This window comes from Streptomyces sp. NBC_01381 (genome assembly GCF_026340305.1).
Lineage (GTDB): Bacteria > Actinomycetota > Actinomycetes > Streptomycetales > Streptomycetaceae > Streptomyces.
Genome location: NZ_JAPEPI010000002.1, coordinates 985,023 through 1,010,351, shown reverse-complemented (window position 1 = coordinate 1,010,351; position 25,329 = coordinate 985,023). Strand labels below are relative to the sequence as shown.

The window sequence follows — 25,329 nt, the reverse complement described above, 5'->3', positions numbered from 1 at the left end:
CTGACCGCCATCACCGAAGGTGTACGGGCAGCGACTCCACGCCGTAGACGATCGACAGCTTGCGGAACGCGAGGTCGTCGGGGGCGACCGCAAGGCGCATCTCGGGGAAGCGCCGCACCAGGGCCGGGTAGGCGGCGCGCAGCTCCATGCGGGCCAGTTCGGCGCCGATGCAGCGGTGGATGCCGTACCCGAAGGCGAGATGCCCCGAAGCCTTGCGGTCCGGGTCGAAGCCGCCTCCGTCCGCGGTGTACTTGGCGTCGCGGTTGCCGCCGCTGAGGGAGCACAGGACGAGGTCGCCCTTGGGGATGCGCACCCCGGCTATCTCGATGTCCTCGCGGGCGAACCGCGGGAAGGCCACCTGCACGACGGTCAGATAGCGCAGCGCCTCCTCCACGAAGGGCGACGCCGCCGCGTCGTCGTCGCGCAGTCGTGCGGCGGCGTCGGGGTGCTGGAGCAGGAGCAGCGAGCCGAGGGCCAGCATGCTCGCGGTGGTCTCGAAGCCGCCGGTCAGGATGCCGTCGGCGAGGCCCGCGAGCTCCTCGTCGTCGACCGTGTCGCCGTGCTCCTTGACGATCATGCCGAGGAGCCCGTCGCCCGGGTTCTCGCGCTGCTTCTTGACGACGTCCCTGAAGTAGGACAGCGAGGCGGATATGGCGCCGAACGGCGCGGTCGCCCCGGCGAAGAGGTCGAAGCGCTCCATGGCCAGCTGCTGGAAGTCGTGGCGGTCCTCATAGGGCACGCCGAGCAGCTCGCAGATCGTGAGCGAGGGGATCGGCAGCGCGAAGGCCTCCACGAGGTCGACGGGCCCTTCGGACGCGGCCATCGCGTCGAGCCGCTCCTCGACGATGGCGTCGATCCGGGGCGTCAGACGCCGCAGCCTGCGCATCGTGAACTCGGGCGTGAGGATGCGCCGCAGATGCGTGTGGACCGGGGGGTCGCTGAAGCCGAGGCCGCCGGGGTTCTGCTCCTCGGAGACGCCCGCGTTGCCCGCGAGGTTCGTGAAGTCGTTGCTGAACCCGTCGGTCTCGCCGAGCACGGCCTTGACCTCGTCGTAGCCCGTGACGACCCAGGCGTCCATGCCGAACGGCAGCGGCACCTGGTAGATCGGCTGCTCCGCCTGCTTGGCGGTGAGACCGGCCACCGGGTCGAGTCCCTCGCGGCGCATCGGCGCGAGCAGCGGCTCGGGCAGCCGCGCGATCGTCGAGGAACTGATCCCGTTCCGCTGGATCCGGGAGAGGTAGATGCGCCCGAGCCGCGCGGTGATGCGAGAGCGGAGGTTCGCCTTCAATGTGAACTCCAGGAGGGGGGGTCTTCGTGCAGCCCCGAACGCGCGGAGCGGACTCGCGAGCGGCAAGCATAGATCGGTGGAATGGCTGCGGCGTATCGCGCTCCGACGGTCGGCCACTTCCATATCTACCCAGAACGCCATCAACTCGGGCCGGATTCCCGGGTGGTTCCAAGGATGTGACCTATCCGGCTCCCGCTCGGTCCGGATCGGGCCGGATCGACGCGGAACCACACGGTTCAGCTCAATTCGGCTGGATACAGCCCCGTTCGGCCGGAGCGGATAAGACCGATCGAGACGGATCGGAGGCGGATCGAATCGGCCTAGCTCAGCCCCGCCGTCCGCGCCCGCTCCACCGCCGGGCCGATCGCCCGCGCCACCGCGTCGACGTCGGCCTTCGTGGAGGTGTGCCCCAGGGAGAAGCGGAGCGTGCCGCGGGCCAGGTCCGGGTCGGTGCCGGTGGCGAGCAGGACGTGGCTGGGCTGGGCCACGCCCGCCGTGCACGCCGAGCCGGTGGAGCACTCGATGCCCTGGGCGTCGAGCAGCAGTAGCAGGGAGTCGCCCTCGCAACCGGCGAAGGTGAAGTGCGCGTTGGCGGGCAGCCGGTCGACGGGGTCGCCCCCGAGGATCGCCTCAGGAACCGCCCCACGCACCGCGGCGACCAGTTCGTCGCGCAGGGCGCCGATCTCGCGGGCGAACCACTCGCGCTGGGCGGCGGCGTGCTGTCCCGCCACGGCGAACGCGGCGATCGCGGGCACGTCCAGCGTCCCGGAGCGCACATGGCGCTCCTGCCCGCCGCCGTGCAGGACGGGAACGGGGCTGTACTCGCGGCCGAGGAGCAGCGCGCCGATGCCGTACGGACCGCCGATCTTGTGGCCGGACACGGTCATCGCGGCGAGCCCGGACGCGCCGAAGTCGACGGGCACCTGCCCGAAGGCCTGCACCGCGTCCGCATGCAACGGAATGTCGAACTCCGCTGCCACGTCGGCCAGTTCGCGGACCGGCTGGATCGTGCCGATCTCGTTGTTGGCCCACATGACGGTGGCGAGCGCGACATCGGCGGGGTCCCGCTCGATCGCCTCGCGCAGGGCTTCGGGGTGCACGCGCCCGTACCGGTCGACGGGGAGGTACTCGACGGTGGCGCCCTCGTGTTCGCCGAGCCAGTGCACGGCGTCCAGGACGGCGTGGTGCTCGACGGGGCTCGCGAGCACACGGGTGCGCGCGGGTTCGGCGTCGCGCCGGGCCCAGTAGAGGCCCTTCACGGCGAGGTTGTCCGCCTCGGTGCCGCCCGCGGTGAAGACGGTCTCGCTGGGGCGCGCGCCGAGCGACTCGGCGAGCGTCTCGCGGGCCTCCTCGACGGTGCGTCGCGCCCGGCGCCCAGCGGCATGCAATGAGGAGGCGTTGCCGGTGACGGCGAGCTGGGCGGTCATCGCCGCGATCGCCTCCGGAAGCATCGGAGTGGTCGCTGCGTGGTCGAGGTAGGCCATGGTGCGCACGATTCTACGAGCCATGGCACCGCCCGCGTCCAAGCGGTGTCAGCCGGCGAGACCCCACGACACGGTGTTGTCCATGGACATGAGCGCGGCGAGGACGACGAGATCGGCCACGCCGAGCCCGAGGCCGAGCACGGCACGCCCCTTCCGGCTGGTGCCGCGCAGCAGCGCGAGGCCGGCGAGGACGATGGCGACGGGCCCGAGGAAGAGATTCAGGACGAGGAGCCCGAGCAGGCCGAGCACGAACGAGGCGACGGCCATCCCGTCGGCCTCGCGCCGGGCTGCCGGAGCAGTAAGGGTGCTGGTGAGTTCCATGGTGCGACTCCTTGTGGGTGTCGTACGGATCAGTGGTGGCCCGGCTGTGTGCGGTGCTGCCCGCGGCGCTCACGGATCGCGAAGATCAGGAGCCAGACGCCGATGACGGCCGCGGCGACGAGGGTGACGGGCAGCGGCGCGTGCGCCACGGAGCCCATGGCGACGCCGAGCAGCAGGAGGGCGGCGACGAGGAAAAGCATGGGATGCCTCTCGTGTGAGGTGTTCGGTGAACGTTTGTGGTTACAACTGTTCACTGACTGAGGAGTCTACTACCGCACCGGCTTTCCAATCTCAGAGAACAGTTGTTAACTGCATGGCATGAGTCACACTCTCGGCATCCGGCAGGCCCAGAAGCAGAAGACCCGGCAGGCCCTCCTCGACGCGGCGCTCCAGCTGCTCGAGGAGCAGAGCCTGAGCAGCCTGGGCCTGCGCGAGGTCACCCGTGCCGTGGGAGTGGCGCCCACCGCCTTCTACCGGCACTTCCGCGACATGGACGACCTGGGCGTGGCCCTGGTCGAGGAGGCGCTCGGCAGTCTGCACACGACCCTCTCCTCGCTGCTCTCCGCGACCGGTGACGGCGAGGAACGCATCGCGGCCGCGGTCGAGTTGATCGTCACCTATGTGCGCACCCACCCCGCCCACGTCCGCTTCATCTCCCGCGAGCTGCACGGCGGCGTACAGGCAGTGCGGTCCGCCATCGGCGATCAACTCGCCCTGTTCGCACAGGAGGTGAAGGACCAGTTCGCCCAGGAGCCGGAGGCGGCGGGCTGGGACGAGGACGACCTCCTGATGCTGGCCGGTACGTACGTCGACCACATGGTGATGACCGCGTCCGCACTCCTGGAAGCGGCACCCGACGCCCAGGAGCGGGTCGCGGACCGGGCCCGCCGCCAGTTGCGCCTGGTGTCCCTCGGACGCCACCACTGGCTGGACGACTAGCCTTACGCCCATGACGACCGACCGTGACTGGACGCTCGACCACACCTTCGCAGGACCGACCGGCGCCGTCCGCTGGACCGCCGTCGGCCCCGAGGACGCGCCACCGGTCGTCCTGGTCCACGGCACCCCCTTCTCGTCGTACGTCTGGCGCGGCGTCGCCCGCGCGCTCTCCCGCGAACACCGCGTGTACGCCTGGGACTTGCCGGGCTACGGCACCTCGGAGATGGCCGCGGGGCAGGACGTGTCCCTGGCCGCGCAGGCCCGCGTCCTGACCGAACTCCTGGCCCACTGGGGCCTGCGGCGGCCCGCCGTCGTGGCGCATGACTTCGGGGGCTGCGTGGCCCTGCGCGCGCACCTCCTGCACGGCGCCCGCTACGACCGCCTCGCCGTCGTCGACCCGGTGGCGCTCGCCCCCTGGGGCTCCCCCACCTACCGCCTGCTCGGCGCGCACGCCGACGTCTTCGCGCAGCTGCCGCCCGCCCTGCACGAGGCGCTGGTGCGGGAGTACGTCGCATCGGCGAGCCACCGCGGGCTGCACCCGGCGGTGCTCGACCGGCTCGTCGAGCCCTGGTGCACCGACGAGGGCAGGCCCGCCTTCTACCGGCAGATCGAGCAGAACGACCAGCGGTTCACCGACGAGATCCAGGGACGGTACGGGGAGTTGGCGCTGCCCGTCCTCATCTGCTGGGGCACCGACGACACTTGGATCCCCGTCGAGCGCGGCCATGAACTGGCCAAGCTGATCCCCGGCGCCGAGCTGCGCCTGATCGAGGGTGCGGGACATCTCGTACAGGAGGACGCGCCCGCCGAACTCACCGGCGAGCTGAGCCGTTTCCTGCGTCCGGAACGTCTCGGTACAGCTCCGTGACGGCCGCGGCGGCCCGTGCCAGCTCGGCGCGGGCCTCGGGCGGCGCGAGGACTTCCACTCCGGCGGCGAAGGGAAGCAGGGTCCGGACCTCGCCCAGGACTCCGTACCCGAGACGGACGGTGATCCACTCGCTCTCGCCGTCGTCCTCGGGGTGTGCGGCGATCCGATGGCCGTTGAGGCGCAGGAACAGCGCGAAGCGGTCCCGTGCCACCCGCGCCGTCACCTCGACGCCGACCGGACGGTCCTCGACCTGACGCTTCAACACCCCCCAGATGTCGGCCAGTTCGACGCCGGGACGGCGCTTGACGGGCGCGTCCGTGCGGGTCGCCGACTGCACACGGTCGGCGCGGAACAGCTGCGGGGCGCCGCGCCGGTCCGCGACCAGGTACCAGACGCCCGCCTTCGACACGAGGCCATAGGGGTCCACGGTGTAGGTGCTCGGCTCCGCGTCGCCGCCGTGCCGGTAGCGAAGGCGCAGCCGCCGGTCGGCGAAGACGGCGTCCTGCAGCACGTCCAGGTCGGCCACGGCCGGACCGGACCCGCGGGCCCCCGGCATCCAGCGCGCCGAGTCGACAAGAATCCGACGGCTCGTCAACTCGGCGGCGGGACGGTGCGGTTCGGGCATCGCGGCCATGACCTTGCGCAGCGCCGAGCCGAGCGCCGCGTCGAGTCCGAGCGCGGCGTGCGCGCCCTGCGCGGCGAGGATGAACAGGGCCCGCGACTCGTCCTGCGTCAGCCCCGTGACGTCCGTACGGAAGCCGGGAAGCAGCGCGATGCCGCCATGCCGGCCGCGCTCGGCGTACACCGGGACGCCGGACGAGGACAGCGCCTCGATGTCGCGGTAGATGGTGCGTACGGAGACTTCGAGGCGGTCGGCCAGTTCATGCGCGGGGACCTGGCCGCGGGTCTGGAGCAGCAGCAGGATCGAGAGGAGCCGGTCGGATTTCACGTCGTCAAGGATGACGGAAAAGCTGACGGCAGGTGTCAGGTTATGCGGCGAGAGTCTCCTTCGTCAGCGGCGGCCGTGCGATGGGCGCGCCCGTCGCACGCGCAGAGACCGAACCGACGGACGAAAGAAGTCAGCCATGAACGCCTCTCCCGACCCCCGCCCCGTCTTCGCCCGCGCCACCGAACAGATCGCGACGCTCATCGCCACCGTGCGCCCCGAGCAGCTCGACGCCGCCACGCCCTGCGACGAATACGACGTACGCAGGCTTCTCTCGCACATCGTCGGCGGGACCCGGCGCATCCAGGTCGTCGGCGAGGGCGGCGACGGTCTCGCGGTCACGCCGTTCGCCGACGACGTGCAGGACGACGGCTTCGGCGCGGCCTACGAGAAGGTCAGGGCGGCCACGCTGGACGCCTGGGCCGACGACGCGCGCCTCGACGCGCCGGTGCGGGTGCCGTGGGGCGACGCTCCGGGGCGGATCGCGCTCTCCGGATACGTGATGGAGTCCGTGACCCACACCTGGGATCTGTCCGAGGCGCTCGGGCGGCCGCTCGAACTCGACCAGGAACTGGCGCGGTTCGCGCTGGACTTCGCGCACCAGGCGCTGCCCGCCGAGCGACGCGGCGAGGGTGTGCCGTTCGGCACGGTGCAGGAGGCCCCTGAAGGGGCGGACGCCTATGGGGAGTTGGCGGCCTGGCTCGGGCGCGTGCCGCTTGCGAGGACGACCGGCTGATCCTGTCGGGATCCGGACACCGGCCGATCCAGAAGGCATCCAAAAGGCCGGGGAACGCCTTGTCCGCGCATCCCAAATCCTGCTTATGATTCAGGTGTGTTCGATTCCCGGCACATCAGGTCGTTCCATGAAGTGGTGCGCACCGGCTCCTACTCCGCCGCCGCCCGCTCGCTCGGCTATACGCAACCGGCGATCACCCAGCAGATGAAGGCGCTCGAACGGTCCGTCGGCACGGTCCTGTTCACGCGGGTCGGCCGGCGCATGCGGCTGACCGAGGCGGGCGAGGCGCTGTCCCGGCACGCGGGGATCATCCTCGGCAACATCAGCGCCGCCCAGCAGCAGATGAACGCGATCACGGGCCTGCGCACCGGGCGGGTACGCGTCTGCGCCTTCCCCAGCGCCACCGCGACCCTCATCCCGGAGGCGCTCGCCCGGCTCGCGTCCGGCCATCCCGGTGTACGCGTCGAACTCCAGGAGAACGAACCGCCCGAGTCGCTCCAGCGGCTCGTGAACGGCGACTGCGACATCACGCTGGCCTTCCACTACCCCGGCCTGCACGAGGCCGTACCGGCGGATGTGGTGGAAATCCCGCTCATGGAGGACCAGTTGACGGTCCTCATGCCGTCCCGGCACCCGCTCGCGCGGCGCCGTTCGGTGAAGCTCGCCGACCTCGCCGGGGAGCGCTGGATCGCGGGCTGTCTGCGCTGTCGCGCCAACTTCCTGCACGAGTGCGCCGAGCAGGGCTTCGCGCCGGACATCGCGTTCACCACGGACGACAATCTCGTCATCCAGAGCCTGGTCGCCGAGGGGCTCGGCATCGCGATGATGCCGGGCCTGGTCCTCAACTTCCTGCGGCACCGCGATGTGACGGGACGCGCGCTCGATCCGGCGTCACGGCGGCAGGTGTCGGCGTACGCGCTCCGGGAGCATCTGCGGATTCCGGCGACGGCGCTGGTCCTTGACGAACTGAAGGCGGTGGCGGCGAACAGGATGGGGTGCTGAGGGCACGGCAGCGCTCGTAAGTGGCGATCCATAAGCAGGAGTTGGGGTACCGCTTAACAACTGTCGTTGGACGTGATGGATGGGCGGCAGGACGCTGCCCGTATGAGTACCCCCACCACCGCGTACCGAGCCGACCGCACCACCGAACGCCTCGACGCCCTCGTCGCCGACATCCGCGAGGCCGTCGGCCGCGGGTTACCGCCGGACCTGACGGCACACCTGGTCGGCGAGTGTCTCGCCCCGCACATCACCGCCGCCGACCTGCTCACGGACGGGCAGCGCGAGGGCGACCCCGAGCGCTACCGGCAGCATCTGCTGCACGCCGAGCACGACGGCAGTTTCTCCGTGGTCGGCCTCGTCTGGCTGCCGGGGCAGTACACGCCCGTCCACGACCACGTCTCCTGGTGCGTGACCGGCGTCCACGAGGGCGCGGAGCACGAGCGGCGCTACCGCCTGGTCCCGGCGGCCGCGCCGGGCGGCGCGGCGCGGCTCGTCGCCACGGAGGACCTGGTCAACCTGCGGGGCACGGTCTGTGGATTCGCGCCGCCCGGCGACATCCACCGGGTGTGGAACGGCGGTACGGAGACGGCGATCTCCCTCCATGTGTACGGCGCCGACATCTCCCGCCTCGGCACCAGCGTGCGCCGGGTGTACGAGCTGCCGGCCGACCGCTGATGGCACTCCTTGGCCAGCGGCCGCGCGGAGTGGCGCCGGCCGCGGGCCACCCGCTGCCGGGACTCGCCCTGGCGGCCCTCGGTGTCGCGGCGGCCGGGGCGGTGCATGCGCTGCTCCCCGCCGTGCCGATGCTGACGGCGGCGGTGGTGCTCGGCCTCGCGGCGGCGCATGTGCCGGGGGTGCGCGCTGTCGTACGAGGCCGGGGCAAGGCCGGGCTCTCCCTCGCCGGAAAGCGGCTGATGCGGCTCGGCGTCGTCCTGCTGGGCCTGAAGCTGAGCCTGGACGATGTCCTTGGCCTCGGCTGGGCGACGGTGGTGATGGTGCTCGGGGTGGTCGCGGCGACGTTCTTCGGCACGTGGTGGCTCGGCCGCCGGATGGGGCTGCCCGGCGATCAGCCGCTCCTGATCGCCACCGGCTACTCGATCTGCGGCGCGTCGGCGATCGGAGCGGTCAGCGAGGTGTCGGAGAGCGAGGAGCGGGACGCGGCGGTCTCGGTGGCGCTCGTGACGCTCTGCGGGACGCTGGCCATCGCCGTACTCCCGCTGCTTCAGGGGCCGTTGGGGCTCAGCGACGCCGAGTTCGGCCGGTGGGCCGGGGCGAGCGTGCACGATGTGGGGCAGGTGGTGGCCACCGCGCAGACCGCGGGGGCGGGGGCGTTGGGTGACGCGGTCCTCGTGAAGCTGATGCGGGTGGCGGTGCTTGCGCCGCTGGTGGCTGCGGTGGCTCTGTCGGTACGGGCGCGGGCCTCCGCGCCCCGCGCGGCGAAGCGGCCGCCGGTGGTTCCGTTGTTCGTGGCGGGGTTCATCGGGATGGTCGCGGTACGGAGCACCGGCTGGGTCCCCGGTTCCGTACTGGACCTGGCGGGCCACGCCCAGGAACTGCTCCTGGCCGCGGCCCTGTTCGGGCTCGGGGCCGCGGTGGATCTGCCCTCGCTCACCCGGACGGGCGGGCGGGTGGCGGCGCTTGGGTTGTGTGCGTGGGTGGTGGTGGCGGGGGTTTCCTACGTGGGCGTGCTGTGGGTGGGCTAGGGGGTTTCCTTTCCCCAAGCCCACCCCTACCCGAAGGGTGGGCGGGCAAGTGCCGGGCAATCGGGTGGGTGGGCGGGAAAAAACCGCCTCAGCCCAAGCGGACCCGCGCCAGCTGGCGCGACTGGGCGACCAGGCGGTCCTCCGTGTCCCAGACCTCCGCGTCCTCCTCCAGGAAGCCGCCGGCCAGGTTGCGCGTGGTGATGGAGACCCGAAGCGGGCCCGGTGCGGGGCGGCAGCGGATGTGGGCGGTGAGTTCGACCGTCGGGACCCAGCCGGAAAGGCCCAGCTCGAAGGCGGTCGGCGGCAGCGCGTCCACCGCGAGCAGCAGCGAAAGCGGGTCGGCGTCACGGCCGTCCGCGAGGCCGAACCAGGCCCGCATCTCCCCCTTGCCGGACGGCTGCCCGAGGGCCCACCCCAAGGTGGCCGGATCCAGCTTCAGGAAGAGCCGGTCACTGATCGCCGAGCTGCCGGGCACGGGCATGTTGTCCGGCGCGTCCTGCGGACCGAAGCACTGCTCCAGCGGCGGCAGCGCAGGCGGCTTCGCCGAGGTCCTGACGTCGTCCGGCAGTGCGCCCAGATCGCCGTAGGAGGCGAGCACGCGGATCCGCTCCACCTCGCGCCCCTCCTCGTCGTACTGGAAGAGGGAGGCCTGCCCGGTGGACAGCGTCCGCCCGCCGCGCACCACGTCCGTGCGGATCACCGCGGGGCCCGGCTGCGACGCCGTCAGATAGTGCGCGGAGATCGTGAAGGGGTCCGCGTGCGGCAGCGCGTCGCCGAGTGCGCGGCCGATCACCGCGAGGAGATAGCCGCCGTTCACGGCGCTGATGATCGTCCACCCGGCGGAGAGCTCGATGTCATAGACGCCGGGCTCCCGCCGGGTGACCGCGGTGTCGCGGTCGAACTCGCTGTCGCCGATGCTCGCGGGCACCGCTACCGGTATGGATGCTGCCTCTGCCATGCCAGCAACGTACAACATGAAATTACTGAGCGGTAGCTTTTTCTGCCGGGCTCAAGCCGCTCACAGCCGCTCAGGGGTAGCTCGCCAGATTCGCCACATTGTTCTGCGCGTCCGAAGGCCCGCCCGTCCCGTTGATCACGTGATGGATCGTGCCCGTGCCGCCCAGCGACACCGTCACCATGTCGTGGAACCGCACCCCCTCCCGCTGCGGCACCTCGAAGGCATGCTCGGCCGCGACGGACTTGTTGACATTGAAGAAGCAGTAGGAGCCGAGCCCCCACGCCTCGTGCTGCGTGACCGAGTCGGCCACCTTGTACGCGGCGTATCCCTTCGTCCCGCCGTTCATCCAGGCCGCCTGGTCCGGCGGGTCGTACGGCATCTCGTTCTGGTAGAAGTACGTCCGGCCGCCCTCGCCGTTCCAGATCGTCTGATGCTTCTGGTAGTGCTCGACGAACAGGCCGTACATCGTCACGTCGTCGCCGTTCACGACCAGGCCCGTGTCCGCCGTGTTCGTGTTCCAGCCGACGCCGTCGCCGTGGTCGGCCCGCCAGATCCAGGTGTGGTCGCCGATGACGTCCGAGCTGTTGACGACAAGGCTCTTTGTCGCTTTGCCCGCGGCCGCTCCCCCGACCCGGAAGTACACGTCGTGCAGCGAGGTCGGATTGGCGGCATGGTCCGCGTTCGCACCCTCGCCGCCGACCTCCATCAATGTGTCCGAGTTCTCCGTCCCCGCGTCGAAGAGGACGCCCGCCACCTTCACGCCGTCCACGTCGGCGACGGTCATCGCCGTCAGCCCGCCGTCCGGGATGAAGGTGGCGAGCCCGAGACCGAGGACGACCGTGTCGGGCCTGGTCACCTTCAGGGTCTGGTCGAGGTGGTAGACCCCCGGCGTCACCAGGAGGTTCTTGCCGTCCGCGAGTGCGCCGTTGATGTCGGACGCGCTCGCGCCCGGCTTCACGATGTAGAAGTCGTCGATCGGCAGGGACTCGCCCGCCGGGGCGCCGCCGGACCAGCTGGTGCCGCTGCTGTCCTTGCGCACACCGGGCACGAACACCTTGTAGGCGTCGCCCTCGTCGACGTACAGGAAAGGCTTCTCGCGCGAGACGGGGGTCTGATCGACCCTGGTATAGGGCGGGTTGGGGAAGTTCCCGGCGGGCGCGTTCTTCGCTCCGACGAACACCATGTTCCAGTTGGAGCCCTGCCAGCCGCCCCAGTCGGTGTTGCGGGACAGCCACTGCTGCTGCGAGCCGGAGTCGACCCGTCCGTCGACCTTGGTGTCGGCGAGCAGTCCCCCGCTCGACCAGCCGCCGTCGTCGAGCCGCAGATCGCCCTTCAGATGCATGCGCCGATAGGGCGCGGCCTGCGACACTGCCCAGCGGTCCTCCCCGGCCTTCGGGGTCACGGCGAGGTTCTCCGCGCCGCGCCAGAAGTTCTGGGTGGCGTTGCCCTGGAACCAGTCGGCCTCGGCGTGCACCGCGCCGTTGATGTCGGTGTCGTCCGGGGAGAGGCCGAGCCCGGCGATCTGCGTGTAGAAGCCGATGTTCGCGTCGACGTCGTCGTACGAACCGGGCTTGAAGAGCAGCGCGCGCCGCTCGCCGCCGAACTGGTTGGTCTCCTGCTGCTTGAACACCTCGTCGAGGCGGCCCTGGATGGTGTCGTGCGACATCGACGGGTCGAAGATGTCGACGTTCGGGCCGAGGTCGGGGGCGTCGGCGGCCACGGTCGCGGTCGTGCGCTCCGACTTCGCGGGGGCCTGACCGGCGTCGGCGCTCTGGATCGTGATGAGCCCGAGCGTGCCCGCGGCGACTGCGAGCGCGGCGCCCATCGGGAGGGCGCGACCGCGCCTTCTGTGGGTGAGATTCATGGGGCCTTCCAAAAAACGTGGGGGGGAGGGAAGGTTGGTCCAGACTTAATTCAGTGCTTGAGTTAACTCGTGAGGAAGTAACGCGTCAAGGGGTCAGGAGAGGCTGATGGTGTTCAACTGGTGAAGGGGTACGGGCAGTTGGTGACGCGGCAGCACCACGCGCCACTCCTACGACCCGTCCTCCACCTCCACCGCCGTCGAACGCCGGTGCCAGGCCCGCGGCGCACGCCAGTGGTAGCGCATCGCGAGCAGCCGCAGCACGAACGCCGTGACCACGGCGAGGCCGCTGGTGAAGCCGTTCACCATGTCGTAGTTGATGCAGAGCGCGACCATCGCGGAGCCGACGATCGCGGGCACGGCGTACAGATCGCGGTCCCAGCGCACCAGCGACGGCACCTCGTTGGCGATGATGTCGCGCAGTACGCCGCCGCCCACCGCGGTGGCCAGACCCAGGGCCGCCGACGCGGTGAGGCCGAGGCCGTATTCGTACGCCTTGGTGGTGCCGGTGACGCAGAACAGGCCGAGCCCCGCCGCGTCGAAGACGTTCACCGCCACCTGGGTGCGCTCCACCTCGGGGTGCAGGAAGAAGACCAGGGCGGCGGCGAACAGCGGGGTGATGAAGTAGCCGAGGTCGGTGAACGCGGCCGGCGGCACCGCCCCGATGACCAGGTCCCGGAGGATCCCGCCGCCCAGGGCGGTGACCTCGGCGAGCACGGCGATGCCGAAGACGTCGAAGTTCTTGCGTACGGCGAGCAGGGCGCCGGAGATCGCGAAGACGAAGATCCCGACGATGTCGAGCGCGTGCTGGACGGAGGGACTGAACAGATCCTGAATCACGCGACATTCTTACCTGCCCGCCGACACCGGCCCGACGAGGCCCGGCCTACAGGGCCGGCTTACAGGGCGGGCTTGCCCTTCGTGAACAGCCACGTCTCGAAGAGCCCGTCGAGCTGCTTGCCCGAGATCTTCTCGGCGAGCCGGATGAAGTCGGCGGTGTTCGCGTTCCCGTACCGGTTCTGCTGGGTCCAGGCCGGGAGCAGCTTGAAGAACGCCTTGTCACCGATGCGCTCGCGCAGGACCTGGAGCGTCATCGCGCCGCGCTGGTACACGGCGGAGGCGAACATCGTGTCGCGCTGCGGGTCGCCGACGACCGTCTGCCAGAAGGCCGAGTCGCCCGGGCGCGAGTTGTAGCCCGCGAGGAAGGCGTCGCGGGCGGACTGGGTGCCCTTGTGTTCGCTCCACAGCCACTGGGAGTAGGTCGCGAAGCCCTCGTTGAGCCAGATGTCGTCCCACTTCTCGGGCGTCACGGAGTCGCCGAACCACTGGTGGGCGACCTCGTGGGCGATGGTCGACTCGCTGCGGATCGCGGAGTAGACCGGCTTGGTCTGGGTCTCGAGGGAGAAGCCCGCCTGCGGCATGTCGTCGACGATCGCGCCGGTCTCCTCGAAGGGGTACGGGCCGAAGATCTTCGACCAGTAGTCGGTGACCGCGGCCGTGACGCCGTAGACGTCCACGTTGTTGCTGTTCTCGAGGACGGGGTCGATGGCGACGTAGATCGGAGTCCCCGCCGGGGTCTTGCCCTGCTTCACGTCGAACTTCCCGATCGTGGCGGTGGCCAGGTAGGTCGCCATGGGCTTGGACTCGCGCCAGTGGGCGACGGTCTGGCCGCCCTTGTCGTAGGTGTCGACGAGGCGGCCGTTGGAGACCCCGGTCAGGCCCTTGGGAGCCTTGATGCGGATGTCGAAGGCGGCCTTGTCCCCCGGGTGGTCGCTGGACGGGAACCAGGTCGACGCGGCATTGGGCTCGCAGGCGACGAAGACGCCGTCGGTGGTCTTCATCCAGCCGTAGTCGGAGCCGAAGACGATGGGGCCGCTCAGCGGCTCGGGGACGCCGCCGTAGGTGACGGTCACGGTGAACGTCTTGTGCTTGCGCAGGTGGTCGCGCGGGCTGATGCGGATCTCGTCGCCCTCGCGTGTGAAGTGCGCCCGTCTTCCGTTCACCTCGATTCTCGTCACCTCCAGCTTCTGGAGGTCGAGGTCGAAGGAAGAGAGGTTCTGGGTGGCGCGCGCGGTGATCGTGGTGCGGCCGTCGAGGCGGTCGGTGTCGGGGTTGTACGCCACGTCGAGGCCGTAGTGGCGTACGTCGAATCCGCCGTTGCCGAGCTGCGGGAAGTACGGGTCGCCGACGCCGTCCGAGCCGGGGTGCGGCGCGGGTGCGGCGGCGATCAAGCAGAAGGAGGCGGCGGCTGTGGCCAGTGCCCCCAGACGTGCCGAACGGGAGAGTGCCATGAGTCATCCCTTTCGCGCGTGTTCCGATGAAACGGACACGCAGACTCTGCACTCTCCCGTATGGGCGTGTACATGACCTGGTGACTGATTTTTACCAAGTCATCAGGCGCTACTGGTCAGTTGACGCCTGACCCTTGGCTTCCACTTCCGGAGCGCCGTCGTCTTTCGACACGGTCTTGACCTCCGCAGCGGCCTCCACGGCCGTCTCCTCCGCCTTGCTCACCACCGACACCACCTCGATCGCCTCCTTGGCGACCTGCAGCAGCTTGGTGTCCTCGGGCGCCTGGTCCTCGGCGTTCTCCGGGTGGTGGCAGGCCACCTGGTGGCCCGTCTCCAGGGTGATCAGCGGCGGCTCCGTCTTCGCGCAGAGCTCCGTCGCCTTCCAGCACCGCGTGTGGAAGCGGCAGCCGGTGGGCGGGGAGATCGGCGACGGGACGTCACCGCGGAGCAGGATGCGCTCGCTCTTGACCCCGCGCCGCTTGGGGTCGGGCACCGGCACCGCGGAGAGCAGCGCCTTGGTGTACGGGTGCATCGGCTTGGTGTAGAGGTCCTTGCGGTCCGCGAGCTCCACGATCTTGCCGAGGTACATCACCGCGATGCGGTCCGAGACGTGCCGGATGACCGAGAGGTCGTGCGCGATGATCACGTACGTCAGACCGAGCTCGTCCTGCAGGTCGTCCAGGAGGTTGACCACCTGCGCCTGGATGGAGACGTCCAGGGCGGAGACGGGCTCGTCGGCCACGACCAGCTTGGGCCGCAGCGCGAGCGCGCGGGCGATGCCGATGCGCTGGCGCTGACCGCCGGAGAACTCGTGCGGGTAGCGGTTGTAGTGCTCGGGGCTGAGCCCGACCCGCTCCAGCATCTCCTGCACGTGCTTGCGCAGACCGCCCTCGGGCTTGACGCCCTGGAGCTTGAACGGCGCACCGACGATCGTGCCGATGGTGTGCCGCGGGTTCAGCGACGAGTACGGGTCCTGGAAGATCATCTGGACGTCGCGGCGCAGCGGCCGCATCTTGCCGGTGTTCAGGTGCGTGATGTCCACGCCCTCGAACTCCACGCGGCCCGCGGTCGGTTCGAGCAGGCGGGTGATCAGCCGGCCCATCGTCGACTTGCCGCAGCCCGACTCGCCCACGACGCCGAGCGTCTCACCGGGGCGTACGTCGAAGCTGAGACCGTCGACGGCCTGCACCGCCGCCACCTGGCGCTGCAGCAGCCCCTTCTTGATGGGGAAGTGCTTCACCAGGCCTTCGACCTTGAGCAGCGGCTCGGGAGACTCCGGAGAGCTCTTCGACTGCGCCGGGATCGTCATCTCCTGGCCCTTGCCCTTCACCGGATCTTTCGCCAGATCTTTCGCCTGGTCTTTCGCTTCGTCTTTCACAGCTTCGGCGCAATCTCTTCGGTCCAGATGCGGGTGCGCTCCTCCTGCGCCATGTGGCAGGCGGTGAAGTGTCCCGGGGCCACCTCGCGCAGATCGGGGCGCTCGCGGCGGGTGATCTGGTCCTTGGGGATGTCGGCGTACGGGCAGCGCGGGTTGAAGGCGCAGCCCTGGGGCAGGTTGATCAGGCTGGGCGGGGAGCCCTTGACCGGTACGAGACGGTCGGTCTCCTCGCGGTCGATGCGCGGCATCGAGCCCAACAGGCCCCAGGTGTAGGGGTGCTGGGGCTCGTAGAAGACCTTCTCGGCGGTGCCGCGCTCGACGCAGCGGCCGCCGTACATCACGAGCAGCTCGTCCGCCATCTCGGCGACGACGCCCAGGTCGTGCGTGATCATGATGACCGCGGAGCCGAACTCCTTCTGCAGATCCCGGATGAGGTCGAGGATCTGCGCCTGGACGGTGACGTCCAGGGCGGTCGTCGGCTCGTCCGCGATGAGCAGCTCGGGGTTGTTCACCAGGGCCATCGCGATCATCGCGCGCTGGCGCATGCCGCCGGAGAACTCGTGCGGGTAGCTGTCGACCCGCTTGTCCGGCTGGGGGATGCCCACCCGGTCGAGCATCTCGATGGCGCGCTTGCGGGCGGCCTTCTTGTCCACGTTGTGGTGGACCCGGTACGCCTCCATGATCTGCTTGCCGATGGAGTAGTACGGGTGCAGCGCGGACAGCGGGTCCTGGAAGATCATCGCCATGTCGCGGCCACGCAGCTTGCGCACCTCGTTCGGGTCCGCGGTCAGCAGCTCCGTGCCGTTCAGCCAGATCTCACCGGAGAGCTGCGCCCTGCGGCGGCCGTACTGCCCTGCGGTGTGCAGGCCGAGGATGCCGAGCGAGGTGACGGACTTGCCGGATCCCGACTCGCCGACGATGCCGAGGGTCTTGCCCTTCTCCAGCTGGAAGCTGAGCCCGTCGACGGACTTGACCAGGCCGTCGTCGGTCGGGAAGTGCACCTTGAGATCGCGTACTTCGAGGAAGGCGCTGGGAGCGTCCGAAGCGGTGGCGACGGGTTCTCCGACCGCCGCTCCGGTCTTGTGCAGATCGGTCATCCCAGCCTCACTCGCGGGTCGATGACGGCGTACAGAAGGTCGACGACGAGGTTGGCGAGGGCGATCGCGAGCGATGCGCACAAGGTGACGCCGAGGATCACCGGCAGGTCCTTGTTGCTGATGGCCTTGACCGCCTCGAGGCCGAGCCCCGGCAGGTTGAACGTGGACTCGGTGAGGACGGCGCCGCCCATGAGCACACCGAGGTCGAGGCCGAAGACCGTGAGGATCGGCGTCATGGCGGAGCGCAGCGCGTGCCGTCGGATGACGGTGGCCTCGCCGAGCCCCTTGGCGCGCGCGGTGCGGATGTAGTCCTCGCCGAGCACTTCCAGCATGGTGGCGCGGGTCAGTCGCGCGTACATGGCGGCATTGAGGAACGCGAGCACGATCCAGGGCAGGATCAGCGTCTCGAACCAGATGTTGATCGGATCGTCCGTGGTGAGGGTGTCCTCGATCTCCACCCAGCCAAGGGTGTGGACGAAGAGCCCCATCGCGATCATGCCGGTGAAGAAGACCGGCAGCGAGACGCCGCCGAGGGCGGTGATCATCGCGGAACGGTCCCAGACGGTGCCCCGCTTGAGCGCGGAGAGCACGCCGGTGGCGACACCGGCGATCAGCCACAGCACACAGGCACCGGCGGCGAGCGCCGCGGTGACGGGCAGGGCGTCCTTGAGGGTCTCCCAGACCGGGGCCTCGGTACGGAAGGAGTATCCGAAGCAGGGGGCCGGGCAGTGGGTGACGTCGGCCCCGTTGGCGTAGTCACGCCCCATCGGGATGCCCTTGACGAAGTCCCAGAACTGGACGAGCAGAGGATCGTCCAGGCCCAGTTTGATCCGGATGCCCGCGAGCTGCTCGGCACCGGACGACTTGCCGGCGAAGAGGACGGCGATGTCCTGTCCCGCCCACTTGGGCAGCATGAAGAAGACGGTGAAGGTCGCGAGCAGTACGACCAGCACCATGATGACAACGGCGATCAGGCGCCGGATGAGATAAGCAAGCACTGTGCGCGGCCCGGCGGTGGCCAGGACCCCCTTGTGAGGAGTCCCGGCCACCGCCCGGGGCCATCACCTGCCCTTCGGACTGGCGGGATTCGGCGGTGGGACGGACGGCCTTGCGGCGGGACTACTTCTCGTTCACACCGAGCGAGATGTAGTCGTAACGGCCGCTGTAGGCGGCGGAGGAGTAGACGTTGGTCGCCCGCGAACCGCGCCACGAGATGTTCTTCTCGTAGATGAAGGGCATCCAGTAGGCCTTGTCGACGATCTCGTGAGCGAGGTCGGTGTAGATCTGACCGGCCTTCTCGGGGTCGACCTCGGCGATCGCGTCGTCGAAGAACTTGTCGACCTTCGGCTCCTCGATCTGCGACTCGTTGTAGTTGCCGTTCTCAGCGATGAAGCGGCTGTCGAACAGCGGCTGCGCGTAGCCCTGACCGGTCGGGAAGTCCGGACCCCAGCCCGCCATCGTCATGCCGATGCCGCGCTTCTTCACCACCGAGGGAGAACCGGTGATGCTGGAGGAGTCGGCGCCGTCGATCTGGTCGACCTCGGCGTTGATGCCGACCTTCTTCAGCTGCTCCTGGAGCGCCGTGGCGGCGTCCACCTCGCCCGGCTGGTTGGTGCGGGCCGAGATCTTGGTGTCGAAGCCGCTCGGCTTGCCGCACTTCTTGAGCTCGGCCTTGGCCGCGGTGGCGTCCGGCTTGCCCTTGCGCTTCAGGATCCCGTACGGGTCGTAGTCGTCGTTGCCCTTGATGGACTTCGGGAAGACGCTGGTGGCGATCTCACCGGCGGCGATCTCACCGCCACGGGTCTTCTGCAGGCCCGCGAAGTCCGTGGCGTAGAAGACGGCCTTGCGGCAGTTCTCGTTGTCGAACGGCTTGGTCTTGGTCACCAGGGCGACGTAACGGACGAAGTCCGTCTGCATGTTGTCGACGTTGTCCTTGTGATCCTGAATGGCGGTGGTGCGACCCGACTGGGTCATGCCGGTGCCATTCATGTCGATGTCGTAGTCGCCTTCCATCAGGCGCTTGTCGTTCTCTTCGAGGTTCGCCGAGATGGTGACCGTGATCTTGTCCGGCAGCGCGGGACGGACCGGGTCCGAGTCCTTCTTCCAGTTCTTGTTGCGGACCAGCGTGATGCTCTTGCCGGCGCTGTAGTTCTGGAACTTGTACGGGCCGGAGGAGAACGGGCGCTGGGTGTACTTGGCGCCGGTGTCCTCGGACTGCTTCACCGGGGTGCCCGACGGCATCGCGAGCATCTGCTCGAAGTCGCCGTTCTTCTTGGGCAGCTTGAAGATGATGGTGTTGTCGTCCGGCGTCTCGATCGCCTTCAGACCCAGCTTGTCCTTCGACTTGTCCTCGTAGGGGCCCTTGTACTCGCCCTTGGGGTCAAGCGTCGTCTTCAGGTACGCGGGACCACCGGTGATGACCTTGGTCGCCCAGATGCGCTCGATGCCGTACTTGATGTCCTTGGAGGTCAGCTTGGAGCCGTCCTCCCAGGTGAGCCCGGAACGCAGCTTGTACGTGTAGGTCTTGCCGTCGTCGCTGATCTTCGCCGTGGACTCGGCGAGGTCGGGGACGAGCTTGTTGGACGCGGCACCCGGCTTGGTGTCGTACGTGATCAGCGTGCGGGTGTAGTACCGCATGAAGTCCCACGTCATGCCGTAGTACGCGCGCTGCGGGTCGGCCGAGTCGAGGTCCTGCTTGGCGACGAACTTGAGCGTGCCGCCCGCCTTCGTCGACTTGTTGGCGACCTTGCCGATGGCCGCGTCGTAGCCGGCACCCTTGCTGTCTTCGTCGTCGCTGCCGCCGCCGCACGCCGTGGTGGTCACCAGCGCCGCTACGACGAGGGCCGCGCCAGCGGTGAGCCGTCGTTTAGAGGAACCTGTGGGCATTTCTCGCATCCTCCGAGATTCGTGGTCCTTTTGGCGTTTGACTGCCTTGAGAACCATGGGAAGAGCCACCTGACGCTGCGGCAGGGGCAAGCCAGTTGGAGCTGTTTACCGAGTTCCCTTGGGGTCCAGGGCGTCGCGCAGCCCGTCACCGAAGAGGTTGAAGGCGAGCACGGTCACAAAGATCGCCAGGCCGGGGAAGACCATGAACATCGGGTCGTGCTCGTACGTCGCCAGTGCGTCCCGGAGCATGCCGCCCCAGGAGGCGGTGGGCGGACGCACACCCGCGCCGAGGAAGCTCAGCGCCGCTTCGGTGAGGATGTTGGTGGGGATCATGAGCGTCGCGTACACCGTGATCGGTGCGACCAGGTTCGGCAGCAACTCCTTGAAGAGGATGTGCCGTTGACCGCCGCCGAGGCTGCGGGCCGCCTCCACGTACTCGCGTTCGCGCAGCGAGAGGGTCTGGCCTCTCACGATGCGTCCGACGTAGGGCCAGCCGAAGAAGCCGATCACCAGGATCAGTACGGCGATGCGTACGCCGCTGCCGGTGAGCCCGAGCAGGTCGTCGGGGAGGACGGAGACCAGGGAGATCACGAAGAGCAGCTGCGGGAAGGCGAGCAGCACGTCCATGACCCGGCTGATCAGCGCGTCGATCCAGCCGCCGAAGTAGCCGGCGATGATGCCGAAGAACGTCCCGAGCACCACGGCCACCACGGCGGCGAGGAACGCCACCAGGAGGGAGATCCGGGCGCCGTAGACGATCCGGCTGAAGACGTCGCGGCCCTTGTTGGGCTCGACCCCGAAGAGGAAGTCCCAGCTCATGCCGCCGAACGCGCCCTTGGGCAGGTTCGTCAGGTCTTCGAGCTCTTCCTGATGGAACTCGTTGGGCGGGTGGCCCAGCAGGGAGACGATCAGGGGCGCGAAGACGGCGACCAGGACCAGGACGAGCACGGTGATGCCGCCGGCCAGGGCGACCTTGTCCCGCTTCAGGCGGTTCCAGGCGATCTGCTTGAGGGACCGCCCCTCGACCTTCTTCACCCCTGCACCAGCTGCGGGGGCGACGTCCTCGGTCGGGTCCGCGTCCGCAGGTGTGTCATGCAATGGTGCCGTCATCGTGGCAGGGACCCCTCTCAACCGGTGGTGACCGGCCCGCACTTGCCGCTGTAGCGACGTGATCAGTCCGTCGTACACAGGGGCGAACCGCCCCTGGTGCGGGAGTCTTCATCGGGGTCGCGATCTGTTACCAGCCTTGTTGGGGAATGGATGCGCAACCGTGATGCTGATCGGAGTGTTCCGTTATCCGGACTCGGGTGAACGAGGGGCGAACACGGGGCAGTTGGGTCGCAAGGAGCCACAGGGGCCTATAGAGCCCCTCCACCACCAGAACGGGACATCGTGACCGTTCGGGCAGGTGCGGGCGGTTCTCAGTACTGCGCGGGGTAGCCGTAGCCGCCCGCGGGGGCCGGGGCCGCCTGGGCCTCACGGTCGTAGAACGGCCTGGCGTTGGCGCGCAGCCACATGGCGACCGGGTCGTACGCGTCGGACATCGCGACCGTCGACACGGGCAGGCCGTCGGGCACGGCGGCGATCGACTGCTGCATCATCGCGCGCACGGCGTCGACCGAGGGCGGCGACGTGTCGTACACATCGAGACCGATGGCCAGATACGGGGCGCCGAGCGCGGGCTGCACCCAGGCGCGGCGCAGCGCGCGGACCGCCGGGGTGCGGTGCGCGTTCTGCGTGAGCAGGGCGTAGAACTGCGGGATCTCGATGGCCGGCTCGGTGAGCCGCAGCGGGCCCGCCGGCAGCAGGTCCAGGCCCGATGCGATACGGCGCAGATCCAGCCAGGGGATGCCGACGCCGCCGCCGGGCGCGTGCGGGTTGAGCCAGAGGCCGTAGTGGTCGGGGTAGAGGGTGCGGGCGATGTCGACGCCTGCGACCACTTCGTACGAGCGGTTCCAGCCACTGGCGGAGAGCTCCTGGGCGGAGGTCACACACGGCGCGTAGCCGAGGCCCTCGACCTCCATGTTTCCGTACTGGGCGTCGGGGGATCCGGCCTGGCCGTGCCAGAGCAGCATCCACACCTGGTCGGCGGCGAGCGCCCGCAGGAGCGCCTCGTAGGCGTCGTAGCGCCCCGGCGTCACCTGGCGCAGCATGTGCTCGACCTGCCCGGCCGCAGCCGTGCCCGACGCACTCACCCTTAACCGCCCCTTCGCGATGACCCGACGACCCCGATGATCCGAATGATCCGCAAACGGACCCGGCCGGCACGGCCGTAACCCGCCCGGGTCATGAAACCAGCTTAAGCGGCGATCCTGACACCGACTTGACGTACGGCGTGGTCACACCCGCCGGTGCGCATGTCTCTCCACACCTCCGTGCTCGTATCTCTACACACGTCCGTGCTCGTGCTGGTGGCTCTGTCCGAAGAAGGGCCGCACCCTTGCGCGCAGCCAGTCGCCCACCGGGTCCTGGGCCACGTCGAGCAGCACCAGGTTCACCGGCCAGGGCACCGGGGCCAGGCCGAGCGCACGGCCCACGGCCGCCATCGGCAGGTCACGGGCGTCGCCCTCCCAGGAGGACAGTTCGACGCCGATGAACAGGGAGGGGTCATCGCCCTCGATGCTGGCCAGGCAGCGACGGGCGCTCAGCACCACTCCGGTGGCCTCGAACTCGCGGGCCGCGGCGGACAGGAAGTCCACCGGGTCGTGCTGCCAGTCCGGCTCGTAAAGGCGGACGCGGCCGCCGCTCGCGGGACCGTCGAGCGGGGTGCGTCCGGCCCGGCAGAGCTCGGCGACGGCGGGCGGCGGCAGCGGCACGCCGACCGTGCCGTCCGGGTTGACCGCGATGCCGAGCTGCGGGGGCAGTCCGCGCGCGAACTCCACGGCGGGCGCCACGGTGCAGCTCATCCGGCCGCCGGTGACCTGCTGGAACTGCTGCTCGGAGCTGAAGACGGGCACGTACGCCTGGCCCTCGATCTCCAGCGTGGGCAGGTCGAGCGTGCCGCCGGCACCGTCGCCGCCGTTCGGCAGCGGGACCCAGACGTGGCTGCGGCCGAGGACCTCGACGATCCGGGCCCCCGCGGAGGCTGTGCTGGTCTGAGGAGCGCCGCCGGTGCCGAGGGCCGCCGCGAGCACCTCTTCGAGTTCGTTGCCCGGCCATCCTCCGTACGGATGGGCGTGCGCCTGCGCCGGAATGTCCATCTGTCTTACCCCTGCTCGTCCCGCTCTGCCTGCGGCTCGAACCCTAACGCGGCACGCACCGCCCGCGGGTCGATCCCCTCAGTCCGCTCAGCCTCAGTCCCCTCAGTCCCCTCAGTCCCCGAAGCCGATCGCCCGCAGCGTGCCCGCCGCCGTCCGGTCGAGCAGCAGCGCCGAGCCGACGCCGCGCGGCAGATCGCCCCGCTCGGCGGCGCCGACGAGCCTGCCGACCGTTCTGCGGTGGCGCGCGAAGGCGTACCGCGAGACGCCGCGGCCGCGCGCGAGCTGGCCCTCGACGGCGGTCTGCGGCGGCACGTCCAGGAGCAGCAGATGCAGGGTCGTGCCCCGCCGCGCCGCTTCCCTGGCCAGCCAGCGGCGCACCCAGGCCTGGGTGCCGCAGTCGTGCACGACGACCCCCTCGCCGGAGCGCAGGGCCCGGCGCAGGCCCGCGTAGTGCGCGACGCGGACCAGGGGGCGGTAGACCGCGTACGGAAGGAAGCGCGGCATGCGCCCCGCCCAGCGGTCGCGGGTGTCCTGCGAGTCGATGCGCGGGCCCGCGACGGCTCTGCGCATCAGCGTGGACTTTCCGCTGCCCGGCAGCCCGGAGACGACGATCAGGTCGCCGCCGCCGAACGTCAGCCGGTGCGGGCTGTGGCCCATCCGCTGCCTCAGGTCCCGGACGACGGCCGCGGGCAGGGGGCCATAGCTCTCCCTGGTGACGGCGGCTGCCTGCTTGGGCAGGGCCACCCCTGTGTTGGTCGCGTAGACACTGGTCCTGCGCACCGTGATCGGCCTCCCCATAGCGGTCACGTACCTGCTTACCGCAGCGGTCACGTACCTGCTTACCGCAGCTTCCCCGGCAAGTGTAAAGAGAAGGTAATGCGGCACAAGGGCATTACTGGACTGGCACTGCCCTGTGACGGAGCCCCGTGCAATGATGTGCCCGCAAACTCCATACAGGCCGCTTGAATCCGCGCGGGAGAGTTCCCGGTCACCGTCGTACGAGTCGTACGACGCGCCGGGGCGCCGAAGGAGCAAGTCCCTCCCTTGAATCTCTCAGGCCCCGTACCGCGCGGGCGAGGCACATCTGAAAAGCGGGCCGCCACGGCGGCTCCACCCAAGGTGCAAGTCATGACCCCCCATACGTACGGGTCGTGGTGAACCTCTCAGGTTCCGATGACAGATGGGGAGGAACTACCTCGCCCGTCATGCCCTGGGAGTTCTACGTATGAGTACCGCCCCCCGTCTGACAGCCCTCGATGCGGTGCATCGGGCGCTCGGCGCGACCATGACCGACTTCGCGGGCTGGGACATGCCGCTGCGGTACGGCAGCGAGCGCGAAGAGCACATCGCCGTACGCACCAAGGCCGGTCTCTTCGACCTCTCCCACATGGGCGAGATCACCGTCACCGGCCCGGAGGCCGTGGACTTCCTGAACTTCTCGCTGGTCGGCAACATCGGCTCCGTCGGTGTCGGCCGCGCCCGCTACACGATGATCGTCGACGGGGACGGCGGCATCCTCGACGACCTGATCGTGTACCGCCTGGCCGAGGCCGAGTACATGGTCGTCGCCAACGCCTCCAACGCCCAGAACGTCCTGAACGAGCTGAGCAACCGCGTCGAGGAGTTCGACGCCGAGGTCCGCGACGACCGCGACGCGTACGCGCTGCTCGCCGTCCAGGGTCCCGAGTCCCCCGGCATCCTGAAGTCCCTCACGGACGCCGACCTGGACGGCCTGAAGTACTACGCGGGCCTGCCCGGCACGGTCGCGGGCGTGCCCGCGCTGATCGCCCGCACCGGCTACACCGGCGAGGACGGCTTCGAGCTCTTCGTCGCCCCCGGTGACGCGGAGAAGCTGTGGGGCGCGCTGATGGAGGCGGGCACGCCCGTCGGCATGGTCCCGGCCGGCCTCTCCTGCCGCGACACGCTGCGCCTGGAGGCGGGCATGCCGCTGTACGGGCACGAGCTGACCGCCGAGCTGACGCCGTTCGACGCGGGCCTCGGCCGGGTCGTGAAGTTCGAGAAGACCTCGGAGTCGGAGAACTTCGTGGGCCGTGCCGCCCTCGCTGCCGCCGCCGAGCGCGCCGAGACCGCTCCCCCGCGCAAGCTGGTCGGCCTGATCGCTTCGGGCCGCCGCGTCCCGCGCGCGGGCTTCCCCGTGGTCGCCGACGGCAAGGTCATCGGCGAGGTCACCTCCGGCGCCCCGTCCCCGACGCTCGGCAAGCCGATCGCCATCGCGTACGTCGACGCGGCGCACGCGGCCCCCGGCACCGAGGGCGTCGGCGTGGACATCCGCGGCACCCACGAGCCGTACGAGGTCGTGGCGCTGCCGTTCTACAAGCGCCAGAAGTGACCCCCCGCGGGCGTCCGCAGT

Annotated in this window: 24 protein-coding genes and 1 riboswitch; of the genes, 7 read left to right on the top strand and 17 right to left on the bottom strand. The window is 69.7% G+C overall.

From position 1 onward, the window contains the following. Positions 1-10 precede the first annotated feature (10 nt). From OG453_RS26340 to OG453_RS26325, 4 genes are all read right to left on the bottom strand, one after another. A complete protein-coding gene (locus OG453_RS26340) occupies positions 11-1,165 on the bottom strand; it encodes a cytochrome P450 (protein WP_266873137.1) in 1,155 nt (384 codons plus the stop codon). A gap of 443 nt (positions 1,166-1,608) precedes the next feature. After that, the gene (locus tag OG453_RS26335; RefSeq protein WP_266873136.1) at positions 1,609-2,772 is read right to left on the bottom strand and encodes a cysteine desulfurase family protein; all 1,164 of its coding nucleotides are present in this window, start codon (positions 2,770-2,772) and stop codon (positions 1,609-1,611) included. Between the two features lie 48 nt (positions 2,773-2,820). Next, entirely contained in the window at positions 2,821-3,093 is a 273-nt protein-coding gene (locus OG453_RS26330) for a DUF4190 domain-containing protein (protein WP_266870984.1), read from the bottom strand. Between the two features lie 29 nt (positions 3,094-3,122). Continuing rightward, a complete protein-coding gene (locus tag OG453_RS26325) occupies positions 3,123-3,293 on the bottom strand; it encodes a hypothetical protein (protein ID WP_266870983.1) in 171 nt (56 codons plus the stop codon). 118 nt (positions 3,294-3,411) lie between these two features. Here OG453_RS26325 and OG453_RS26320 point away from each other — a divergent pair, with 118 nt between their 5' ends. Both OG453_RS26320 and OG453_RS26315 read left to right on the top strand, forming a co-directional pair. Continuing rightward, entirely contained in the window at positions 3,412-4,032 is a 621-nt protein-coding gene (locus tag OG453_RS26320; protein WP_266870982.1) for a TetR family transcriptional regulator, read from the top strand. Positions 4,033-4,042: 10 nt separating this feature from the next. After that, positions 4,043-4,900, top strand: a complete 858-nt coding sequence (locus tag OG453_RS26315; RefSeq protein ID WP_266870981.1) for an alpha/beta fold hydrolase — start codon at positions 4,043-4,045, stop codon at positions 4,898-4,900. Here OG453_RS26315 and OG453_RS26310 read toward each other — a convergent pair. Further along, entirely contained in the window at positions 4,845-5,849 is a 1,005-nt protein-coding gene (locus OG453_RS26310; protein ID WP_266870980.1) for a YafY family protein, read from the bottom strand. The genes OG453_RS26315 and OG453_RS26310 overlap by 56 nt on opposite strands. 136 nt (positions 5,850-5,985) lie before the next feature. Here OG453_RS26310 and OG453_RS26305 point away from each other — a divergent pair, with 136 nt between their 5' ends. From OG453_RS26305 to OG453_RS26290, 4 genes are all read left to right on the top strand, one after another. Further along, positions 5,986-6,582, top strand: coding sequence for a TIGR03086 family metal-binding protein (locus OG453_RS26305; RefSeq protein ID WP_266870979.1), 597 nt, complete (start codon positions 5,986-5,988; stop codon positions 6,580-6,582). Between the two features lie 96 nt (positions 6,583-6,678). Then, entirely contained in the window at positions 6,679-7,584 is a 906-nt protein-coding gene (locus OG453_RS26300) for a LysR family transcriptional regulator (RefSeq protein WP_266870978.1), read from the top strand. A 102-nt stretch (positions 7,585-7,686) separates the two neighbouring features. Next, on the top strand, positions 7,687-8,259 hold the full coding sequence (locus tag OG453_RS26295) for a cysteine dioxygenase family protein (RefSeq protein ID WP_266870977.1): 573 nt from the start codon (positions 7,687-7,689) through the stop codon (positions 8,257-8,259). Then, on the top strand, positions 8,259-9,287 hold the full coding sequence (locus OG453_RS26290; RefSeq protein WP_266870976.1) for a YeiH family protein: 1,029 nt from the start codon (positions 8,259-8,261) through the stop codon (positions 9,285-9,287). Before OG453_RS26295 ends, OG453_RS26290 begins: the two co-directional genes overlap by 1 nt. Positions 9,288-9,375: 88 nt before the next feature. Here the strand turns inward: OG453_RS26290 and OG453_RS26285 are convergent, their stop codons facing one another. The 12 genes from OG453_RS26285 to OG453_RS26230 form a co-directional block, all read right to left on the bottom strand. Beyond that, positions 9,376-10,245, bottom strand: a complete 870-nt coding sequence (locus OG453_RS26285) for a thioesterase family protein (RefSeq protein ID WP_266870975.1) — start codon at positions 10,243-10,245, stop codon at positions 9,376-9,378. Positions 10,246-10,315: 70 nt separating this feature from the next. After that, a complete protein-coding gene (locus tag OG453_RS26280; protein ID WP_266870974.1) occupies positions 10,316-12,109 on the bottom strand; it encodes a coagulation factor 5/8 type domain-containing protein in 1,794 nt (597 codons plus the stop codon). 168 nt (positions 12,110-12,277) lie between these two features. Next, the gene (locus tag OG453_RS26275) at positions 12,278-12,946 is read right to left on the bottom strand and encodes a trimeric intracellular cation channel family protein (protein WP_266870973.1); all 669 of its coding nucleotides are present in this window, start codon (positions 12,944-12,946) and stop codon (positions 12,278-12,280) included. A gap of 59 nt (positions 12,947-13,005) precedes the next feature. Then, complete coding sequence (locus OG453_RS26270; RefSeq protein WP_266870972.1) at positions 13,006-14,397, bottom strand: M1 family metallopeptidase; 1,392 nt, start codon at positions 14,395-14,397, stop codon at positions 13,006-13,008. Positions 14,398-14,506: 109 nt separating this feature from the next. Then, positions 14,507-15,706: an ABC transporter ATP-binding protein gene (locus tag OG453_RS26265; RefSeq protein ID WP_266873135.1), complete on the bottom strand. Its 1,200-nt coding sequence runs from the start codon at positions 15,704-15,706 to the stop codon at positions 14,507-14,509. A gap of 65 nt (positions 15,707-15,771) precedes the next feature. Next, positions 15,772-16,872: an ABC transporter ATP-binding protein gene (locus OG453_RS26260; RefSeq protein ID WP_266870971.1), complete on the bottom strand. Its 1,101-nt coding sequence runs from the start codon at positions 16,870-16,872 to the stop codon at positions 15,772-15,774. Beyond that, positions 16,869-17,870, bottom strand: a complete 1,002-nt coding sequence (locus OG453_RS26255; RefSeq protein ID WP_266873134.1) for an ABC transporter permease — start codon at positions 17,868-17,870, stop codon at positions 16,869-16,871. Before OG453_RS26255 ends, OG453_RS26260 begins: the two co-directional genes overlap by 4 nt. A 121-nt stretch (positions 17,871-17,991) precedes the next feature. Beyond that, the gene (locus OG453_RS26250) at positions 17,992-19,758 is read right to left on the bottom strand and encodes an ABC transporter substrate-binding protein (protein ID WP_266870970.1); all 1,767 of its coding nucleotides are present in this window, start codon (positions 19,756-19,758) and stop codon (positions 17,992-17,994) included. A 105-nt stretch (positions 19,759-19,863) separates the two neighbouring features. Further along, a complete protein-coding gene (locus OG453_RS26245; RefSeq protein WP_266870969.1) occupies positions 19,864-20,868 on the bottom strand; it encodes an ABC transporter permease in 1,005 nt (334 codons plus the stop codon). Between the two features lie 311 nt (positions 20,869-21,179). Beyond that, the gene (locus tag OG453_RS26240) at positions 21,180-21,953 is read right to left on the bottom strand and encodes an enhanced serine sensitivity protein SseB C-terminal domain-containing protein (protein ID WP_266870967.1); all 774 of its coding nucleotides are present in this window, start codon (positions 21,951-21,953) and stop codon (positions 21,180-21,182) included. A gap of 192 nt (positions 21,954-22,145) precedes the next feature. Next, positions 22,146-22,958, bottom strand: coding sequence for an enhanced serine sensitivity protein SseB (locus OG453_RS26235; protein WP_266870966.1), 813 nt, complete (start codon positions 22,956-22,958; stop codon positions 22,146-22,148). Positions 22,959-23,069: 111 nt separating this feature from the next. Continuing rightward, the gene (locus tag OG453_RS26230; RefSeq protein ID WP_266870965.1) at positions 23,070-23,756 is read right to left on the bottom strand and encodes an AAA family ATPase; all 687 of its coding nucleotides are present in this window, start codon (positions 23,754-23,756) and stop codon (positions 23,070-23,072) included. A 165-nt stretch (positions 23,757-23,921) separates the two neighbouring features. Further along, a riboswitch (glycine riboswitch) is annotated at positions 23,922-24,036 on the top strand. 147 nt (positions 24,037-24,183) lie between these two features. On the opposite strand from OG453_RS26230, the gene gcvT reads away from it, so the two are divergent. After that, entirely contained in the window at positions 24,184-25,308 is a 1,125-nt protein-coding gene (gcvT, locus tag OG453_RS26225; RefSeq protein ID WP_266870964.1) for a glycine cleavage system aminomethyltransferase GcvT, read from the top strand. The last annotated feature ends 21 nt before the right edge of the window (positions 25,309-25,329 follow it).